Source organism: Kocuria sp. KD4, from assembly GCF_011769905.1.
GTDB lineage: Bacteria > Actinomycetota > Actinomycetes > Actinomycetales > Micrococcaceae > Kocuria > Kocuria marina.
In genome coordinates this window covers 549705-567093 of record NZ_CP050449.1, presented here as the reverse complement: position 1 = coordinate 567093, position 17389 = coordinate 549705, and the positions used below count along the sequence as shown (strand labels likewise).

Below are 17389 nucleotides of genomic sequence, written 5' to 3'. Positions count from 1 at the left end.
TCGCTGCAGCGCACTGTGACGGGGGATACTAGGGGTCGTTGCGCCGATCCACCCCCGCGGGACCGTAGGATTCCGCGTGACCCGACCGTCCATCGGATCCCGCGAGGAGGTGCCGTGAGCGAGCTCGAACAACCCAACGCCGTCGAGGAGCCTGCATCCCCCGCGCCCTCCGATGAACCGCTGACCACACGCACGGCGCGAGGCATCCGGGACTTCGTGGACCAGATCGCGAGTTCCTCGCCCGCGCGGCTCGCGGTGATCGTGTTCGTGATCGTGGACCTGGGCTTCGCGGCCCTGTTGTGGCTGCCCTTGTCCGCCAATCCCGGTCAGGAGACCCGGTTCGTGGACGCCGTGTTCACCGCGACCTCCGCCGTGACCGTGACCGGACTGACCACGGTGTCCACGGCCGCGCAGTGGTCCGTGTTCGGCCAGGTAGTCATCCTGATCGCCATTCAAGTGGGCGGTCTGGGCACCCTGACGCTCACGTCCATCCTGGCGCTGGCCATCGGGCGCAAGCTCGGGCTCAAGTCCAAGCTCATCACTCAGGAGGCCCTCAACATCGGGCGCTTGGGTGAGGTCGGCTCGCTGCTGCAGATCATCGTGATCACCTCCGTGAGCATCGAGGCCGCCCTGGCGCTCGTGCTCTCCGTGGGGTTCCTCGCCGAAGGAGAACCCCTGGGAACGGCCCTGTGGCACGGGGTGTTCTACGCGATCTCGAGCTTCAACAACGCCGGGTTCACGCCCCACACGGACGGGCTCGTGCCCTACGACCACGCCGGGCCCACCGCGTGGCTCATCCTGCTGCCCGTGTGCATCGGGGTGATCGTGGGGTCCCTGGGCTTCCCCGTGATCTTGGTGCTGCGTCAGGTGGGGTTCCGGTTCACCCGGTGGAACCTCAACGCCAAACTCACCGTGGTCACCACCGCCGCACTGTTGCTGCTGGCGTGGGTGCTGTTCACGGCCATCGAGTGGGCCAACCCGGACACCCTGGGCGGACAGTCCGTCCCCGAGCGGATCTTCCAGGGGTTCTTCGCGTCCGTGATGATGCGCTCGGGCGGTTTCAACCTGGTGGACATGACCGACACGTCCCAGGTCACGCTGTTGCTCACGGACGCCATGATGTTCGCCGGCGGCGGTTCCGCGTCCACGGCCGGTGGGATCAAGGTGACCACACTCGCCGTCGTCTTCCTGGCCATCCTCGCGGAGGCCCGCGGCGACCAGTCCGTGATCGCGTTCTTCCGCACCATCCCTGACTCCGTGCTGCGCATCGCGATCTCCGTGATCATGATGGGCGCCTCCGTGGTGCTGCTGGGTTCGAGCATCATGGTCGCCCTGACCCACATGCCCCTGGACCACGTACTGTTCGAGGTCATCTCCGCGTACGCCACGTGCGGTCTCAGCACCGGTGTGTCCGCGGGCGCCCCGGACGCCGGGAAGTACGTGCTGTCCGTCATCATGCTCATCGGCCGCATCGGTACCAACACCGTGGCCACGGCCCTGGCCCTGCGCTCGCGGCGCCGGCTCTACACGTACCCGGAAGAGAGGCCTATCATTGGCTAAGAACTCCTCCCACTCCGTCCCCGTCCTGGTGGTGGGCCTCGGGCGCTTCGGCTCGGCCACGGCCCTGCAGCTGATCCAGCAGGGGCGCGAGGTCCTCGGCGTGGAACGCGACGCCGCCCTCGTGCAGAAGATGTCCGGCCAGCTCACCCACGTAGTCGAGGCCGACGCCACGGACATCGACGCCCTGCGCCAGCTCGGCGCCGCCGAGTTCTCCTCCGCCGTGGTGGGTGTGGGCACGTCCATCGAGTCCTCGGTGCTGACCACCGCGAACCTCGTGGACCTGGGGATCGACCGGATCTGGGCCAAGGCCATCTCCCCCGCCCACGGCAAGATCCTCGCGCGCATCGGCGCCCACCACGTGATCTTCCCCGAGGCCGACGCCGGGCGCCGCACCGCCCACCTGGTCTCCGGGCGGCTCCTGGACTACATCGAGTTCGACGACGACTTCGCGATCGTCAAGATGTACCCGCCCCGGGAGACGCAGGGGTTCACGCTGGGCGAGTCCGACATCCGCTCCAAGTACGGCGTGACCGTGGTGGGTGTGAAGTCCCCGGGCGAGGACTTCACCTACGCCCGCCCGGACACCACGGTCAGCTCGCGGGACCTGCTCATCGTGTCCGGGCACGTTGACCTGATCGAACGGTTCGCCGCACGCCCCTGACCCGGTTGCGTCTCGGCGGGCCGTTGTGATCCGGCATCACGGCCCGACGCCGGTCGGCGCCGGTCAGCGTCGGTCAGCGTCGACCGGCACGCGCTCCTCGGTGACCGGCGTGACCGACGCCCCCGAGCGACGTCGTCCCACGCTACGGCGTACGCGCGTGACGCTACCCCGCGTTACTCAGCATCCGACGGCGCGGCCGTCATGGCCCGCGTGGCGAGCGCCATGATCCCGGGGACGCCGGCGCGGCCGAACGCCCGGCGCTGACGGCTCGCCCCATTTCCGCGCTCGAGGATGTGGCGCACCCCCGCCTCGGCGAAGCGACGGTCCTCCTGCGAGGTGTAGTGCCCGCTCACCCGTTCCAGCAGGGTGCTCACGAGTTCCTCGGCCGGGACCAGGGTGGCCGTGACAGGATCCAAAAGCCGACCGCTCAGCCCCCACCGGGCGGACTGCCACAGTGCGATGTCCAGGTACTCCTGGGGGAACGCGACCGCGGGCGGTGTCTCGAGCGCGTAGTTCGCGAGGGCGCGCGTGAGCACCGCGATGGCCACCGAGTCCTGGGCCTCCAACTGGACGTCGCACGCGCGGATCTCCAGGGTGCCGTGGCGGTGGGACAACCGGGCGAGCCAGCTGAGACTCGCGGGGCCCTCCACGGCGTCGAACGCAGTGAGCATGGCCACGCGCGAGTCGTAGTCGTGCAGGTCCTGGAAGTGGGGCGGCACGCCGTTGGTCATCCAGCGGCGATAGTGGATGGAACGCCAGCTCTCGAACCCGGATTCCACGCCCCGCCACACGGGCGAGTTCGCACCGATGGCCACGAGCACGGGCAACCAGCCCCGCAGCCCGTTCAGGGCGCGCACCGCGGCCTCCAGGCCCGGGAACCCCAGGTGCACGTGCATCCCGCTGATGTACTGGTCCGCCGCGATGGCCGGGGTCTGGCCGGCAAGTCGCTGGTAGCGGGCGTCGTGGGTGATCTGCGCGGGCTCGGGCCGCACGTCCGGGGCTGCGGCGACGCCCACCACGTCCATGCCCATGGCGTTCGTGGCCTCGCGCAGCGCCGTGCGGAACTCCACGAGCGAGTCCACTGCCGTGGCGGCGTCGCGGAACACCGGGGAGGTCTCCTCGACCTGACACGAGAGCCATTCCGGGGTGGCCGCACCGCCGCCAGCGGTCAGCGACATCAGTTGCGCCGACTGTTCCGGCGTGGGCCGTGCGGGGAGGTTGTCCCCGCGGTCCACCAGCAGGAACTCTTCCTCGATGCCGAACGTGCTCATGGTGCTACCGCCTTGCGTGGTCTCGTGTGGTGGGCCGGGCGGTTCGCGTCATTCGCCGCCGTATTCCTTCTCCATGTGGTCACCCCTCGTCGCGGACGCCTCCGCGCCGGCCGTGATGATCTCGCGCAGGCCCTTCTCGTCGAACGTGGTGATCGCCTGCTCCGTGGTGCCGCCCGGGCTGGTGACGGCCTTGCGCAGGGCGGCGGGATCAGCGTCGTCGGGAGCGAGCAGGACGCCCGCGCCGGAGACCGTCTCCTTCGCGAGCACGCGCGCCGTCTCCGGGTCCAGGCCCAGCTGCTCCCCCGCGTGCTGCATGGCCTCGGCCAGGTAGAACACGTACGCGGGGCCCGAGCCGGACACACCCGTGACCGCGCGGATCAGGTTCTCGGGCACCTCCACGACCGTGCCCACGGCGGCCAGCACGTCCTTCACCGCGTCCAGCTGCTCGCGGGACACGTGCTCACCCGGGGTCACGGACAGCACGCCACGGCCCACGCTCGACGGCGTATTGGGCATCGAGCGCACTACCGGCTGCCCCTGCGGCAGGGCCTTCTGCAGGGCGTCCAGCGTGACACCGGCGGCCACGGACACCACCACGGTCCCGGGGTCCAGAGCGGGTGCGATCTCGCGCGCCAGGTCCAGGATCGCGTACGGCTTGACCCCCAGCAGCACGACGTCCGCGCCCTTCACGGCAGTGCGGTTCGCCTCCGCGTCCTCCTCGCCCGCGAACACGGACACGCCGGTCTCGTCACGCAGCTCTTCCCCCGACGACGCCGATCGGGTCGTCGCGCGCACCGCCCCCTTCTCGGTGCCGCCCGCCAGGACCCCTCGCAGGATCGCACCGTTCATGGAACCGGTTCCCAGGAACGCCAGGGTCAGCTCGCTCATGCCATCAGTCCTTTCACACCCGTCCGGGGGCCCTCTCGTGCTGTTGCCGCGCAGTATGGCTCACGGGGTGTTGTTGCGGTCACGGAACTCTCCTTGAACGGTATCGCGCGACGGACGGTCCCCGCGAGCGCGCCGGATGGGACTCCGTGCCGTGGGGGTCGGCGGGGAGCACTCCATACGGGGCCGGGGAAGCACCGCGCCCCGCGGCTGCGAACATTCATGGCCCGAAAAGACACGGATCCCGTGTCCAGGCGGCTGTTCCGGGACTTATGTGTATCCGCCCCTGGTGACCGGGCGGAAGCGGCAACCTCAGCCCGCTCCCACGCCGGTGCGGCCCGGGACATCCTCGCTGCAGAACGCACGGATTCGGGGCCGAAACCGTGCGTATCGCAGCGCAGATGTGCGCGCCACCATGGACGGGTGGCGGTGCAAGGCGGTGTGAGGCGGAAGGGGTGGCGGCGCCGGCCCGCCGCGGTGCACCGGGTCCGGGGTCCGACGGGCTAGCCCTCCACCGTCATGTGGCGGCGCGCGAAAGACAGGGCTTCGGCGAGCCACTCGTCCCGCTCGTCCGCGTCCTTGGTCTTGCGTGTAGAGACCTCGACCCCCACCACACCCTGCCAGCGCTGATCACGCAGGTACTCGAGGGTCTTGGCGACCGGTTGTACGCCCCGCCCCGGCAGGAGGTGCTCGTCTGCCATGGTTTGACCGGAACCGTCCGTGAGGTGCACGTGGCCCAACCGGGAACCGAGTTCCTTGACGGCCGCGAGCGAATCCATCTTGGCGGTGGCCGCGTGGGAGAAGTCCCACGTGACCCAGTCGTAGTCCTGACCCAGGGGGCTGTAATGCGGCGAGTAGACGACGGCCTCACGCCCGCCCACGCGCCACGGGTACATGTTCTCCACGGAGATCTTGGTGTCGGTCATCCGGGAGACCTCACGCACACCGGCCACGAAGTTGCGCGCGTACTTGCGCTGCCACCGGAACGGCGGGTGGGCCACCACGACTTCCGCGCCCACCTGGTGCGTGAGCTTGGCGGCCATCTGGATCTTGGTCCACGCCTTGCCCCACACCTGTTGCGTGAACAGCAGCGTGGGCGCGTGGATCGTGGAGATGGGCAGCTGGTACTTCTGGATGTTGTCCAGCAGTTGGTGGGTCAGCTGACTCATGCGCTCGTGGGTCACGAGCACTTCCACGCTGTCGTAGCCCAGGCGCTGGGCGGCGTCGAACGTCTCGGGGACACCCTGCGGGTACAGCGAACTCGTGGACAGGGCCACGTGCGGGCGGTAGACGGGTGTGTCGGTCATGAGCTGGTCACCAGGTCCTTGGGATCGACGGTCGAGCTCGTGGAGTCCCGCAGCAGCCGGTCCATGCGCCGCAGGATGAGTCCTTCCCGCAGGGCCCACGGGGAGATCCGCAGCGACTCCACCTTGAGCAGGTCCATGGCGGTCTCCGCGACGATCGCCCCGGCCACCACCTGCGCGGCACGGTGTTCGGAGACACCGGGCAGGTCCGCGCGTTCGGCCACGGTCATGGCCTCCATGCGCCGCGTCCACAAGCGTAGGTCCTCCAGGTGCATGACGCGTTGCACGTACGGTCCCTGGCCCGACGGCGCCGCCCCGCAGATCCGCGCGAGCGAGCGGAACGTCTTGGACGTGCCCGCGACCAGATTCGGTTGTCCCCCGGCGGCGATCCGGTCCACGGCGGGACGCAGCGTGGTGCGCACGTGCTTGCGCAAGGCCTTGAAGCGGGCCGGGGGTGCGACGTCGTACCCCGCGAGATATGCCCGGTACAGCCGACCCGCACCGAGCGGGACGGACGTGGCGACCGTGGGCAACGCGTTGGTGCCGATCGCCATCTCGAAGGACCCTCCGCCGATGTCGAAATCCAGGACGCGTCCGGCGCCCCAGCCGAACCAGCGGCGCACCGCGGAGAACGTCACGGCTGCCTCCTGGTCCCCGGACAGTTCCGTGAGCGTGACCCCGGACGTGGACTGGACGTGGTCCAGCACGGCGTTGCCGTTGGTGGCCTCCCGGATCGCGGAGGTCGCGAACGCGAGCAGGTCCTCCGCGCGGTGCTCCACGGCAAAGTCACGCGCCTCCACCACGAACCTGGTGAGCAGGTCACGGCCCTCGTCCGTGATCCGACCGTCGTCGTCCTGGTAGTCCACGAGCCGTAGCGCCATCTTGTGGGACGCGTACGGTTCCGGCCGCGACCCCGGGTAGACGTCCAGCAGGAGCAGGTGCACCGTGTTGGAGCCGACGTCCAGGACGGAGAGCCGCATGTGAGTTCCTTCGCTCGCTGGGTGGAGGCGTTGGGTGGGGGCCGTTGGGCCGGACCGGATCGCGGGGCTTCGGGACGACCGCGGGGACGACGCCGCCGGGACGCCGCCGCACGAACCGGTCCTACTTGCTCGCGGAACGCCCCGCGCCGGCGGTCTTGCGCGTGGTCTTCCTGGCCGCGCCACTCTTGGTAGTCGCACCCTTGGCCGTGGAACGTTTCGCCGTCCCGCTTTTGGCCGTGCCGCTCTTGGCCGAGCTGCGAGAGCGCGACGTCGTCTTGGCGGGCGCCGGGCCCTTCGCCCGCTTCTCGGCGAGCAACTGGGACGCGCGGGCCGCGGTGATCTGCTCGATCGCCTCGGCACGCGGGACCGTCACGTTGGTCTCCCCGTCCGTGATGTACGCGCCGAAGCGGCCTTCCTTAATGACCATGCGCTTCTCGGTCAGGGGATCCGCACCCAGATCCGCGAGCGGGGGCTTGGCGGCCTGGCGACCGCGCTGCTTGGGCTGCGCGTAAATGGTCTTGGCCTCGTCCAGGGTGATCGTGAAGATCTGGTCCTCGGAACCGATCGACCGGGAGTCGGAGCCCTTCTTCAGGTACGGGCCGTAACGCCCGTTCTGCACCGTGATGGTCTCACCGTCGGTGTCCTCACCCAGTACCCGGGGAAGGGACAGCAGCTTGAGGGCGTCGTCCAGGGTGATGTCCTGCAGGTTCATGGACGAGAACAGGGATGCCGTGTTGGGCTTGGGCCGCTCGACCTTCTTGGGCTTGGGCTTGCCGTTCTTGTAGTACTCGGTGGGGATCGCGTCCAGTTCCTCCTGCGTGGGCTCCGGGATCACCTCCGTGACGTAGGGACCGTAACGGCCGTCCTTGGCCACAATCATCCGACCGGTGTCCGGGTTCACGCCCAGCTCACGGCCGTCCGCCTTGCCGATCTCCATGAGTTCCCGCGCCTTCTCGGGCGTGAGCTCATCCGGGGCGAGGTCCAGCGGGACGTTCGCGCGCACCGGGTCGGTCAGTTCCCCCGTCTCCGGATCCACCGTGCCACCGGTCTCGAGGTACGGACCGAACTTGCCCACGCGCAACGTGATCTCGTCCGTGACGGGGATCGAGTTCACGGCGCGGGCGTCGATCTCCCCGAGGTCGTCCACGAGCGGCTTGAGTCCTGGTTCGGAGGCGGTGTCACCGAAGTAGAACCCCTCGAGCCACTTGACCCGCTCGGCCTCGCCACGGGCGATCCGGTCCAGGTCCTCCTCGAGCTCCGCCGTGAAGTCATAGTCCACGTAGTCGGAGAAATGCTCCTCCAACAACCGCACCACGGAGAACGCGAGCCAGGACGGGATCAACGCCGAGCCTCGCACCTGCACGTAACCGCGGTCCATGATCGTGGAGATGGTCGCGGCGTACGTGGAGGGCCGCCCGATCCCCAGTTCATCCAGGGTCTTCACGAGGGAGGCCTCGGTGTAGCGGGCGGGGGGCGTGGTGGTGTGCCCGTCCGCGGTGACCTCGGAGGCGTCCAGGGCGTCACCCTCGGCCATCACGGGCAGCCGCTTGTCCTCGGACTTCTCGGACTGCTTCGAGTTCTCATGGGCGAGATCCGGGTTCACATCCCGGCCTTCCTCGTACGCGGCCAGGAACCCCCGGAAGGTGATGACGGTCCCGGAAGCCGAGAACTCGGCGTCGGCCCCGGAATGCTCCCCGGCGGCGGAGGTGGCCGTGGCGCCCAGGCGGACGGTCGCGGTGTTGCCCTTGGCGTCCTCCATCTGGGAGGCCACGGTGCGCTTCCAGATCAGCTCGTAGAGCTTGAACTCGTCCACGGACAGCTGCGAGCGCACCTGCGACGGGGTGCGGAAGGTGTCCCCCGCGGGGCGCACGGCCTCGTGGGCCTCCTGCGCGTTCTTGGACTTGGACGCGTACACGCGCTTGGAGGCGGGGACGAACTCCGCGCCGTAGAGCTCCTTGGCTTGTGAGCGCGCGGCGTTGACCGCCTGATCGGACAGCGCGACCGAGTCGGTACGCATGTACGTGATGTAGCCGTTCTCGTACAACCGCTGCGCGACCCGCATGGTGGTGCGCGAGGTGAAACGCAGCTTGCGAGCGGCCTCCTGCTGCAGCGTGGAGGTGGTGAACGGTGCGGCGGGACGGCGCGTGTAGGGCTTGGTCTCGAGCGAACGGACCGAGAACTCGGCGTCCTGCAATCCGGCCGCGAGCGCCGTGGCCACGGTCTCGTCCAGCGCGGCGGGGGCGTTCTGACCGGAGGCCTTGAGCTCGCCGCGGTCCGTGAAGTCCTTGCCGGTGGCCACGCGGCGGCCGTTCAGGGAGCTCAACCGCGCGGTGAAGGCCCGCCCGGCGTCCTGCCCCTCGGGCCGGGAGAAGGTGCCGGTGAGGTCCCAGTAGTCGGCGGGCACGAACGCGATCCGCTCCCGTTCGCGCTGGACCACCAGGCGGGTGGCCACGGACTGCACGCGCCCGGCGGAGAGCCCCGAGGAAACCTTGCGCCACAGCACAGGGGAGATCTCGTAGCCGTAGAGCCGGTCCAGGATGCGGCGGGTCTCCTGGGCGTCCACGAGGTCCTGGTCGATCTCCCGCAACTGCGCGAACCCGCGCTCGATGGCCTCCCGGGTGATCTCCGGGAACGTCAAGCGGTACACGGGGACCTTGGGCTTGAGCACCTGCAACAGGTGCCACGCGATCGCCTCACCCTCGCGATCACCATCCGTGGCCAGGTACAGGGCGTCCGCGTCCTTGAGCTTGCGCTTGAGCTCCGTGACCTTCTTCTTCTTGTCCGGGTTGACCACGTAGTACGGGTCGAACTCGTGCTCCACGTCCACCGCGAACTTGCCGTACGGGCCCTTCTTCATGTCCGTCGGCAGCTCGGAGGGCTGCGGCAGGTCACGGATGTGGCCCATGGAGGACTCCACTTCATAGGCGTCCCCCAGGTACCCCGCGATCGTCTTCACCTTGGACGGTGACTCCACGATCAGCAGGCTCTTGCCCGTACCGGCGTTCTTGGTGGCCTTGGATGCCAAAGGTGCTCCTCGTCATGACCCGTGGTTGCGGGGCGGGTCTGTGTTCAATGCTGGCCGTTCATGCTGATCGGCCGGTGGGCGTGGGCGACGGCGCTCGATTCCTCCGCGCGCCGCGTTCACTCCGTGCCCGGGACGTCAGCGTACGACACGCTGGATCACTACAGGTCGTGATCCGGTTCCTCACCCATGGTGAATTCGCGTCCGGTGGCGTCGTCCGGCTCCAGGACCACGTAGTGGAACTTGTAGTTCGGTGCCCACGGGGTCAGCGGCAATTGTTCCGCCGCCTCCACCTCCGCCCGGGTCTCCAACCGGCGCGCCCGGCCGTGGACCACCGCGGATTCAACGTGGGTGCCCTCGACCTTGTCCACCTCGAACGCCACGTGGTTGTTCACCACCAGGCTGGCCAGCTTGGTGCCCTGTGACGTGCGGAAATAGATCTTTCGCTGATTGACCACGTGATTGACCGGGAAGATGTCCACGAGGCCCGCGCCCTGGACGGCAAGGCGGCCGTACGGCATGTCGCCCAACAACTCCCAGACCCGCTGGGAATCCATGACCCGGAAGGGATTCAGGTTCTCGCTCATGGGTTCAGTCTTACACCTCCGTCAGGAAGCCATGTGTGATCAGGCCTTTGATTTCACGCAGCAGCTGGGGTGCCGGGCCGTCCTGCCACCCCAGCAGCGATCCTAGGGCCGTGAGGATCTGCCCCGCGCTGAGCTCGCCGTCGCACACGCCCGCGAAGCCCGCCGCCTCGCTCGAGAGGATTACGCTCCGACGCAGTCCCGCCCCCTGCCGCAACAGGATCAGGGCCGGGTCCGGGGCCCCGGGTGTGCCGTGGCGTTCCTCGGTCACGTCCTGCGCCACGGTGTAGTGCCGCGCGAGCCACGCGGGATCGGTGCCCGACGCCGCTGCCGGGCCGCGAGCGCCGTGGTCCGCCTCGTCGCGCGCCATGCGCAGCATGCGCTCCCACTCCGCGGCGAGCGCCGGGGCGATGGGTTGCTGGATCGGGTGCGGGACGGTCTCGAAGATCCGCGGTGCAATATCCGGTGTTTCCTCACCCGGGCGGTACAACCACACCATGCCGAAGCCCACCGCGGCCACATCCCGGGAGTCGAAGTCGTCCAGGTAGGCCGCGTAGGCACGTTCGTAGTCGGCGACGTCACGCTGCTGGGACGCGTCCCGCAACCAGGTCTCGGCGTACTCGCACGGGTCCTGCACTTCACGTTGGACGAGCCACGCGCCGGTTCCCGGCGGCACCCACGATGCCGGCCCGCGGGACCACGTGGTCGAGGGCTCCTCGTGCGGATCGCGCGGGATCTCCCAGTTCGCGAGCAGGTGCGCGGTGGCCCCCGGGTTCAACACGGTGGGCAGCGCGCCCAATAATTCCCGCACGAGCCGGTCCCCCGGCAGACCGCCGTCCCGGTAGGTGAAGCGGTCCTCGGCGTGTTCGTCCGGGCTGCGCGGCGTGATCACGAAGGGCGGGTTGGACACGACCATGTCGAACCGGCGATCTGCCACGGGCTCCACCAGGCTCCCCCGCTCCAGGCTCACCCGGGCGGGCAAGTCCCACGGGTCCACGTCCAATGCCTCGGCGTTGAGGATCAGGTTGAACCGCGCGGTGGCCAGGGCGCGGTCGGAGATGTCCGTGGCCGTGACGTGGCGCGCGTGGGCCAAGAGGTGGAAGGTCTGGATCCCGCATCCGGTCCCCAGATCCAGGGCGGTGTCCACGGGCCGGCGCGGTGTGGACTGCACGAGGGTCAGCGATGCACCCCCGATGCCCAGCACGTGGTCATGGCGCAGCACGCCCGGTCGCTGGAACGCACCCAGGTCGCTCGCGACGTACAGCTCGGCCGAGGAATCCGTGGCGTAGGGCCGCAGATCCACCGCGGAGCGCACTGTGACGCAGGGCGCGGGGGTATCCGCCGCTGCGCTCTCGTCCGGGTTCGCGTGGGACGGGCAGTTCTCACGGAGCCCGCGCGCAGCAGCGTCGGCGGCACCATCGGCCCGCTCAACGCCGGCCTCGACCAGACCCAACCGTTGCAGGCCGGAAGCGCCCACGGAGGGCAGCGCGGCGTCGAGCGATGTGGCCGTTACGGGGTCCCCGAGCAGGAAGAACGCGGCGAGGGTGATCAACGCGGCGACGTCATGGCCCGCGGAATCCGCAGCGTTGCCGACGCCGCGCGGTGAGGAGCGAGTATCTTCCGCACCGCCCGGCACCGAACCGAGGTCCTGCGAGCGCCGTTGCAGGGCGCGACGGGCAGGGACCGCCTGGTCCCGCGACCACGCGGACATGGCCTGCTCGCCCACGAGGTCCGTGACCCCGTCCACCGTGAACCCCGCGGCCACGAGGTCGTCGTGGAGGCGGGCGATCAGCTCCGGGTCATCGGAGCGCGGGGCATCCGGGACCACGCTGAACGCGGGCCTGGGAACGGCGTCGTTGGGACAGGAAGAGACCACCCGTCAGTGACCCAACCGGAAGGCACGACCCGTGATGCGCGTGGGCGTGATCTCCACGAACTCGATCTTCTCCGTCTCCAACCACGGTCGCAGACCAAGCTCTTCCACGTACGCAATCCGGTCCGTGTCCGTGATCATCTCGGCCGTGCCGCGCACCACCACGGAGTGCGCTTGTGAACCGGCGGCGCGGTCGATCTCGACCGTCACGTTCGGGTTCAGTTGCAGGTGCAGGACCTTGGTGCCCTTGGCGGAGCGGAAGAAGATCTTCTCGCCGTCGGTCACGATGTTCAGCGGGGTGATGTCGATCTCGTCGCCGTCGCGAGTCGCCAGCCGCGCGAAGCGTGCCTGCTTGAGCAGCTCCCAGCTCTCCTGTTCGCTCAGCTCGGTGATGGGCGGGACCTGGGACGCGTCATCGTGCTCGTGGGCGATGTTCATGGGGTGCGGGTGCTCAGCGTTGCTCATACCCCCATGATTCCATGCGGGTACGGGACGTGGGCCAGGTGGCGGTGTCTTCCCCGCATCGGATTCCGGCACCGGGTCCCCGCACAGGCAGGGAGCCGACGACGCGTGGCGGGCCCCGCGCATTGGTGGCCGGGCGGCGTCGTCCCCGCCCGGTGTGGGCCACAATGTCACGGTGACGACTTCGCAGGAGATGGTGGACCTGCTCGGACGCGGACCCCGCCCCGAGCAGGTACGTCATGTGCGCGAGATCCCGGAACGCGAACCCACCCACGCGCCCTGGCCCGAATGGCTGCACCCGGACGTGGTCAGCGCATATGAACGGCTGGGTATCCATGAACCGTACGCGCACCAGGTCGCTGCGCTGGCCGCTCCGCGACACGCGATCGTGGCCACGGGCACCGCTTCGGGGAAGTCCCTGGTCTACCAGTCCCTCGTGCTCGACGCCGTGCACCGGGGCAAACTCGCGGTGGCCGAACGCCCCGGCCTGCTGCACCATCCGGACGAGGCCACGGCCCTCTACATCTCGCCCACCAAGGCCCTGGCCGCGGACCAGCTCACGTCCCTGCGTGCACTCGGTTTCGCGGACGTGCGCGCGGCGACCTACGACGGGGACACCGATCCCGGCGAGCGCCGTTGGATCCGGGAGCACGCGGACGTGATCCTGTGCAACCCGGACATGCTCCACCACGGGATCCTGCCGCATCACATCGGCTGGTCGCGGTTCTTCCGGCGGCTGCGGTTCGTGATCGTGGACGAGGCACATTCCTACCGGGGGGTCTTTGGTTCGCACGTGGCCGTCCTGTTGCGCCGACTTGTCCGGGTCGCGGCGCATTATGGGGCCTCCCCCGTGTTCGTGGGGGCGTCCGCCACGAGTGCGTCCCCGCAGCAGTCATTCGCCAAGCTCATCGGCGCGTCCGAACAGGACGTGACGGCGGTGACCCGTGACACCTCGCCCCACGGTTCGCGCACCGTGGTGCTGTGGGAGCCGGAACAGTCGCCCGGCGGTTCGGACAACGGCGCGCCCCGTCGCCGCACGGTCACAGCCGAGGCCTCCGACATGCTCACCGACCTGGTGCTGCGTCAGATCCGCACGATCGCTTTCATCCGTTCCCGCCGCGGCGCGGAGACCATCGCACAGGCGGCCCATCGGCAGCTCGAGGAGGTGGACCCCTCGCTCGGTCATCGCGTGGCCGCCTACCGTTCGGGATTCCTGCCGGAGGAACGCCGCGAGCTGGAACAGCAGTTGCGGGACGGGCGGTTGCTGGGGGTCGCGAGCACGTCCGCACTCGAGCTCGGGATCGACATCGCGGGGCTCGACGCCGTCCTGGTCGCCGGGTGGCCCGGCACCCGCGCGTCCTTCCTGCAGCAGATCGGCCGCGCCGGGCGGGCGGGCCAGCACGCCTTGGCGGCACTGATCGCCGGTGACGATCCCCTGGACGGCTACTTGGTCAACCACCCCGAGGCAATCTTCGACGTCCCCGTGGAGGCCACGGTGTTCGAGGCCTCCAACCCCTACGTGCTCGCACCGCACCTGTGCGCGGCCGCCGCAGAACTGCCCCTGCGCCCCGACGAACTCGAGCTGTTCGGGCCCACCGCGCGCGACGTCGTCGACTCCCTCACGGGCGCGGGGCACCTGCGCCGACGCCCGAGCGGGTGGTTCTGGACCCGGTCCGAACAGCCCGCCACCATGGTGTCGATCCGTTCCGGGGACGGCGGTCCCGTGCAGATCATCGACTCGGAGACCGGCTCGGTGCTCGGCACCATGGGCGCTCCGCAATCGCATTACCAAGCCCACCCGGGCGCGGTCTACGTGCATCAGGGCCGAACCTATCTGGTGGAGGAACTGGACGAGGAACTACACGTGGCGGCGGTACGCCGCGCGTTCCCGGACTTCTACACGGTCGCGCGGGACATCACCGAGGTCCGCGTGCGGGACGTGCGCGATTCGATGCAGTGGGGTCCCGTGAGCATCCACCGCGGGGCCGTGGACGTGACCACCCAGGTGGTCAGCTATCAACGCAAACTGGTGGCGTCCAACGAGGTGGCGGGTGAGGAACCCCTGGATCTGCCGCCCCGCCAGTTGTCCACCACGGCCACATGGTTCACGGTCTCCGGGGGTCAGCTGGCCGCGATGGGGATCGAGGAACCGGACATCCCCGGCTCCCTGCACGCCGCGGAACACGCGATGATCGGGCTCCTGCCACTGTTGGCCTCCTGTGACCGGTGGGACGTGGGCGGGCTCTCGACCGCCCTGCACGTGGACACCGAACTGCCCACGATCTTCGTGCACGACGGCCACCCCGGCGGTGCGGGCTTTTCCGAGCGCGGGTACGACATGTTCCGGCACTGGATCACCGCCACCCGGGACGCGATCGCGCAGTGCGAATGCGAGTCCGGCTGCCCCTCGTGCGTGCAGTCCCCCAAGTGCGGCAGCCGCAACAATCCGCTCGACAAGGCGGGGGCGCTCAAGCTGCTCAACGGGGTGCTGTCCTTCGCGCCGTGATGCGCTCGCGGCTGTCACGCGGCGGGTGGCCGTCCCGCAATGGCTGACTACTCCGAGGTGGGGGACCACTCCGGGGCGGGCGCCTGCTGCGGGGCTGATGGCTGCTCCGGGGGTGAAGTTCCCGGAGCTCACGGCTCCCCCGGCGGCGGTCCGGCCCGGGACACCCCGGTGGCCGGGCCCAGTGACGCGAGGGGTTGCGGCAACTCGATCACCGCGGTGACGTCCACGATCGTGTTCTCAGGGGCCACCACCGCGCACTCGGACAACTGCGCCCCGTTGTCGGCGGCCACCCGCGCAGCCACATCGCACGGGACGCCGGGGCTCAGGCCGCGAGCGACGTCGGCCGCGGCGAGTGCTGCCAAATCCGCCGCCTTGGCCGCACGGTGCGTGAGGATCGCGGCCTGCCCGACGAGCAGGACCACCACGAGGACAAAGCACAGCGTCACGGCCAGTGTCAGACCGTGCACCGTGCCGGACCCCTCGTCGCGATGATCCCCCGCGCCCACTGCTCGAGTCCGATGATGCTCGTGCACCTCGTCCGACGTCATGTCACGGCCTCGCATGATCAAGCGTCCCCGGCCCGGCGCTCGGACCCCCGGTGGTTCCGAGAGCGGTGTCCACGGCCGCGCTGCCCGTGGCCTGCAAGCGCCAATCACTCCACGTCCCCAGGATCCCCGGGGCGGGGCCGTTCACCGCGACCGTGACCCGGTCGTCCGCGACGCTCACCCGGACGACGGCGGTGTCCCCGGCGATCTCACGCGCCGTGCGTTCCACGACCTCGCCGGTTTCTCCCCGGGCGGCGGCGCGCGCGGAGGCCCGGGCGGCTTCCTCGTAGCGCACGGTCGTCATCCCGGCAGCTGCGGCCGCGAGCAGAACGGCCAGGAGCAGGACGAGACCGGGCATAATCACGGCCGTTTCCACCGTGACCGCTCCGGCATCCGGATGTCGTGGTGGGTGCTCCGGCTGTCCCGGTGAGGCTTCGGCGCGATCGTGCGCCGGCACGGTTCTTGACCTTCTCATGGGAGTCCTCCTTCTACCGACGGCCACGCGCTCGCTCACCGGCACTCCACGGTGTTCGAACCACGGTGTAACTGGGGACCGTGGCAGTTCCGGGCGGCGTGGTGGTGGCCCCACTCCGACGAACGGGTCCGCCGGAACAGAAGCGCGGCAGGCCCGGGGGCTCGGAGTGGTTCGGGTGTATGCGGTTCTGGCACCGGGCCCGGGCCGCAGGGTGGCCGGTCCTACGCGGCCCTCCCACGGCCCGGGCCCGGTGGGTGCGCGGTTCAGACGGCCAGGGCCTTCTGGATGATGCCGAGCAACATGCCCGACACGGAGTCCGAGGACAGCACCGCGGCCATGACGCCGCCGAACGCGGCGGCCGCGAGCACGATGACCGCGTACTCCGCCGTGGACGCCCCGAGGTCCGGGTCGTCCGGATCGACGGCGGTGCGGGGCCGCACCTCGGCGGTCGGCATCGACTGGGTCGCATCCTCCACGGGGATCTCCGTGGGATCGTCGAACGCGGTGGTGCAGGCGGGAAGCGTGATCGTGGACATGGTGGTATTCCTGTTCGTTGGGTGTTCGTGATGTGTTGAGGGGTGAGATGGCAGCGGTGTCGCGCACCCGCCTTCGTGACAAGTGGAAGGTTGCAAATACGTGTCTAGATCGGGGCGCAGCATCCTGCGGGCGGCCCCCTCCCCCTCCCCGCAGCGTGAGCGCCGTGCAGGCGCGCGTGGCCGGTCATGATCCGAAGACCCTGGGCAGCAAACTCATGAGCACGGGGACCACACCCCAGCACATGAACGCGGGCAGGAAGCACAGGCCGAGCGGCAGCACGAGCTTCACGGCGAGCGCCTCGGCCGCCCGTTCGGCGCGACGGTACTGCGCTCGCCGCACGAGGTCCGCCTGACCCCGCAGGACGGACGCCGAGGCCGTGGCGGAGGTGGCCGTGAACTCGAGAGCGTCGCGGAAGTCGCGCATGTCCCGGGACAGTTCTTGATCCGCGGGCCACGCCGCGTCCCACGGGAGCCCGAGTCGCAGGGCGGCCGCGACCCGACCCAGCTGCTGGTGGACGGCTCCAGCGCAGCTGTTCGCGAGGACGGACACGGCCTCCGCGAGGGGCAGTCCGGTCTCAAGCTGGCATGCCGTGAGTTCCACGAGTGCCGCGGCGGGTAGAGGGGGGATCGACGCCGCCGTCGCAGTTGCTGCACGGACCGAGGGACCCAGCGATGCGTCCGCCGGCATTGCCCAGGTCGCCACACTCCGAGCATCCCCGGTCGCT

Annotated in this window: 15 protein-coding genes; 3 read left to right on the top strand and 12 right to left on the bottom strand. The window is 69.6% G+C overall.

What is annotated here, in order from left to right; translation table 11 throughout:
- Nucleotides 1-114 precede the first annotated feature (114 nt).
- Nucleotides 115-1560 (top strand): TrkH family potassium uptake protein, encoded by a 1446-nt coding sequence (locus HBK84_RS02575; protein WP_085106228.1) that lies wholly within the window; start codon nt 115-117, stop codon nt 1558-1560.
- A complete protein-coding gene (locus HBK84_RS02570; RefSeq protein WP_035965130.1) occupies nt 1553-2221 on the top strand; it encodes a TrkA family potassium uptake protein in 669 nt (222 codons plus the stop codon). Before HBK84_RS02575 ends, HBK84_RS02570 begins: the two co-directional genes overlap by 8 nt.
- A 173-nt stretch (nt 2222-2394) precedes the next feature.
- Here the strand turns inward: HBK84_RS02570 and HBK84_RS02565 are convergent, their stop codons facing one another.
- From HBK84_RS02565 to HBK84_RS02530, 8 genes are all read right to left on the bottom strand, one after another.
- The gene (locus tag HBK84_RS02565; RefSeq protein WP_167318111.1) at nt 2395-3492 is read right to left on the bottom strand and encodes a YbdK family carboxylate-amine ligase; all 1098 of its coding nucleotides are present in this window, start codon (nt 3490-3492) and stop codon (nt 2395-2397) included.
- A gap of 48 nt (nt 3493-3540) precedes the next feature.
- Nucleotides 3541-4380 (bottom strand): pyrroline-5-carboxylate reductase, encoded by an 840-nt coding sequence (gene proC, locus HBK84_RS02560; protein WP_167318110.1) that lies wholly within the window; start codon nt 4378-4380, stop codon nt 3541-3543.
- A gap of 500 nt (nt 4381-4880) precedes the next feature.
- Nucleotides 4881-5684, bottom strand: coding sequence for a sugar phosphate isomerase/epimerase (locus tag HBK84_RS02555; RefSeq protein WP_167318109.1), 804 nt, complete (start codon nt 5682-5684; stop codon nt 4881-4883).
- On the bottom strand, nt 5681-6661 hold the full coding sequence (locus HBK84_RS02550; RefSeq protein WP_167318108.1) for a Ppx/GppA family phosphatase: 981 nt from the start codon (nt 6659-6661) through the stop codon (nt 5681-5683). Before HBK84_RS02550 ends, HBK84_RS02555 begins: the two co-directional genes overlap by 4 nt.
- Before the next feature lie 121 nt (nt 6662-6782).
- Nucleotides 6783-9686 (bottom strand): type I DNA topoisomerase, encoded by a 2904-nt coding sequence (gene topA, locus HBK84_RS02545; protein ID WP_167318107.1) that lies wholly within the window; start codon nt 9684-9686, stop codon nt 6783-6785.
- Between the two features lie 158 nt (nt 9687-9844).
- Entirely contained in the window at nt 9845-10270 is a 426-nt protein-coding gene (locus HBK84_RS02540; protein WP_085106222.1) for a pyridoxamine 5'-phosphate oxidase family protein, read from the bottom strand.
- A gap of 10 nt (nt 10271-10280) precedes the next feature.
- On the bottom strand, nt 10281-12143 hold the full coding sequence (locus HBK84_RS02535; RefSeq protein WP_167318106.1) for a methyltransferase: 1863 nt from the start codon (nt 12141-12143) through the stop codon (nt 10281-10283).
- Nucleotides 12144-12146: 3 nt separating this feature from the next.
- A complete protein-coding gene (locus HBK84_RS02530; RefSeq protein ID WP_082943346.1) occupies nt 12147-12605 on the bottom strand; it encodes a pyridoxamine 5'-phosphate oxidase family protein in 459 nt (152 codons plus the stop codon).
- Nucleotides 12606-12777: 172 nt separating this feature from the next.
- On the opposite strand from HBK84_RS02530, the gene HBK84_RS02525 reads away from it, so the two are divergent.
- Nucleotides 12778-15108 carry a DEAD/DEAH box helicase gene (locus HBK84_RS02525; RefSeq protein ID WP_167318105.1) on the top strand — a complete coding sequence of 777 codons (2331 nt, stop codon included), beginning with the start codon at nt 12778-12780 and terminating at the stop codon, nt 15106-15108.
- Between the two features lie 128 nt (nt 15109-15236).
- Here HBK84_RS02525 and HBK84_RS02520 read toward each other — a convergent pair whose 3' ends face one another.
- The 4 genes from HBK84_RS02520 to HBK84_RS02505 form a co-directional block, all read right to left on the bottom strand.
- Complete coding sequence (locus HBK84_RS02520) at nt 15237-15656, bottom strand: Rv3654c family TadE-like protein (protein WP_085106219.1); 420 nt, start codon at nt 15654-15656, stop codon at nt 15237-15239.
- A 1-nt stretch (nt 15657) separates the two neighbouring features.
- Complete coding sequence (locus HBK84_RS02515; RefSeq protein WP_305047379.1) at nt 15658-16017, bottom strand: TadE family type IV pilus minor pilin; 360 nt, start codon at nt 16015-16017, stop codon at nt 15658-15660.
- A gap of 374 nt (nt 16018-16391) precedes the next feature.
- Complete coding sequence (locus tag HBK84_RS02510; protein ID WP_085106218.1) at nt 16392-16664, bottom strand: DUF4244 domain-containing protein; 273 nt, start codon at nt 16662-16664, stop codon at nt 16392-16394.
- Between the two features lie 184 nt (nt 16665-16848).
- Complete coding sequence (locus tag HBK84_RS02505) at nt 16849-17265, bottom strand: type II secretion system F family protein (protein WP_240505565.1); 417 nt, start codon at nt 17263-17265, stop codon at nt 16849-16851.
- Nucleotides 17266-17389: the final 124 nt, after the last annotated feature.

Excerpts from the sequence above, each read along its gene's own strand:
- HBK84_RS02565 (WP_167318111.1), bottom strand. The coding sequence starts at position 3,492 with ATGAGCACGTTCGGCATCGAGGAAGAGTTCCTGCTGGTGGACCGCGGG.
- proC (WP_167318110.1), bottom strand. The coding sequence starts at position 4,380 with ATGAGCGAGCTGACCCTGGCGTTCCTGGGAACCGGTTCCATGAACGGT.
- HBK84_RS02555 (WP_167318109.1), bottom strand. The coding sequence starts at position 5,684 with ATGACCGACACACCCGTCTACCGCCCGCACGTGGCCCTGTCCACGAGT.
- HBK84_RS02550 (WP_167318108.1), bottom strand. The coding sequence starts at position 6,661 with ATGCGGCTCTCCGTCCTGGACGTCGGCTCCAACACGGTGCACCTGCTC.
- HBK84_RS02540 (WP_085106222.1), bottom strand. The coding sequence starts at position 10,270 with ATGAGCGAGAACCTGAATCCCTTCCGGGTCATGGATTCCCAGCGGGTC.
- HBK84_RS02530 (WP_082943346.1), bottom strand. The coding sequence starts at position 12,605 with ATGAGCAACGCTGAGCACCCGCACCCCATGAACATCGCCCACGAGCAC.
- HBK84_RS02520 (WP_085106219.1), bottom strand. The coding sequence starts at position 15,656 with ATGACGTCGGACGAGGTGCACGAGCATCATCGGACTCGAGCAGTGGGC.
- HBK84_RS02510 (WP_085106218.1), bottom strand. The coding sequence starts at position 16,664 with ATGTCCACGATCACGCTTCCCGCCTGCACCACCGCGTTCGACGATCCC.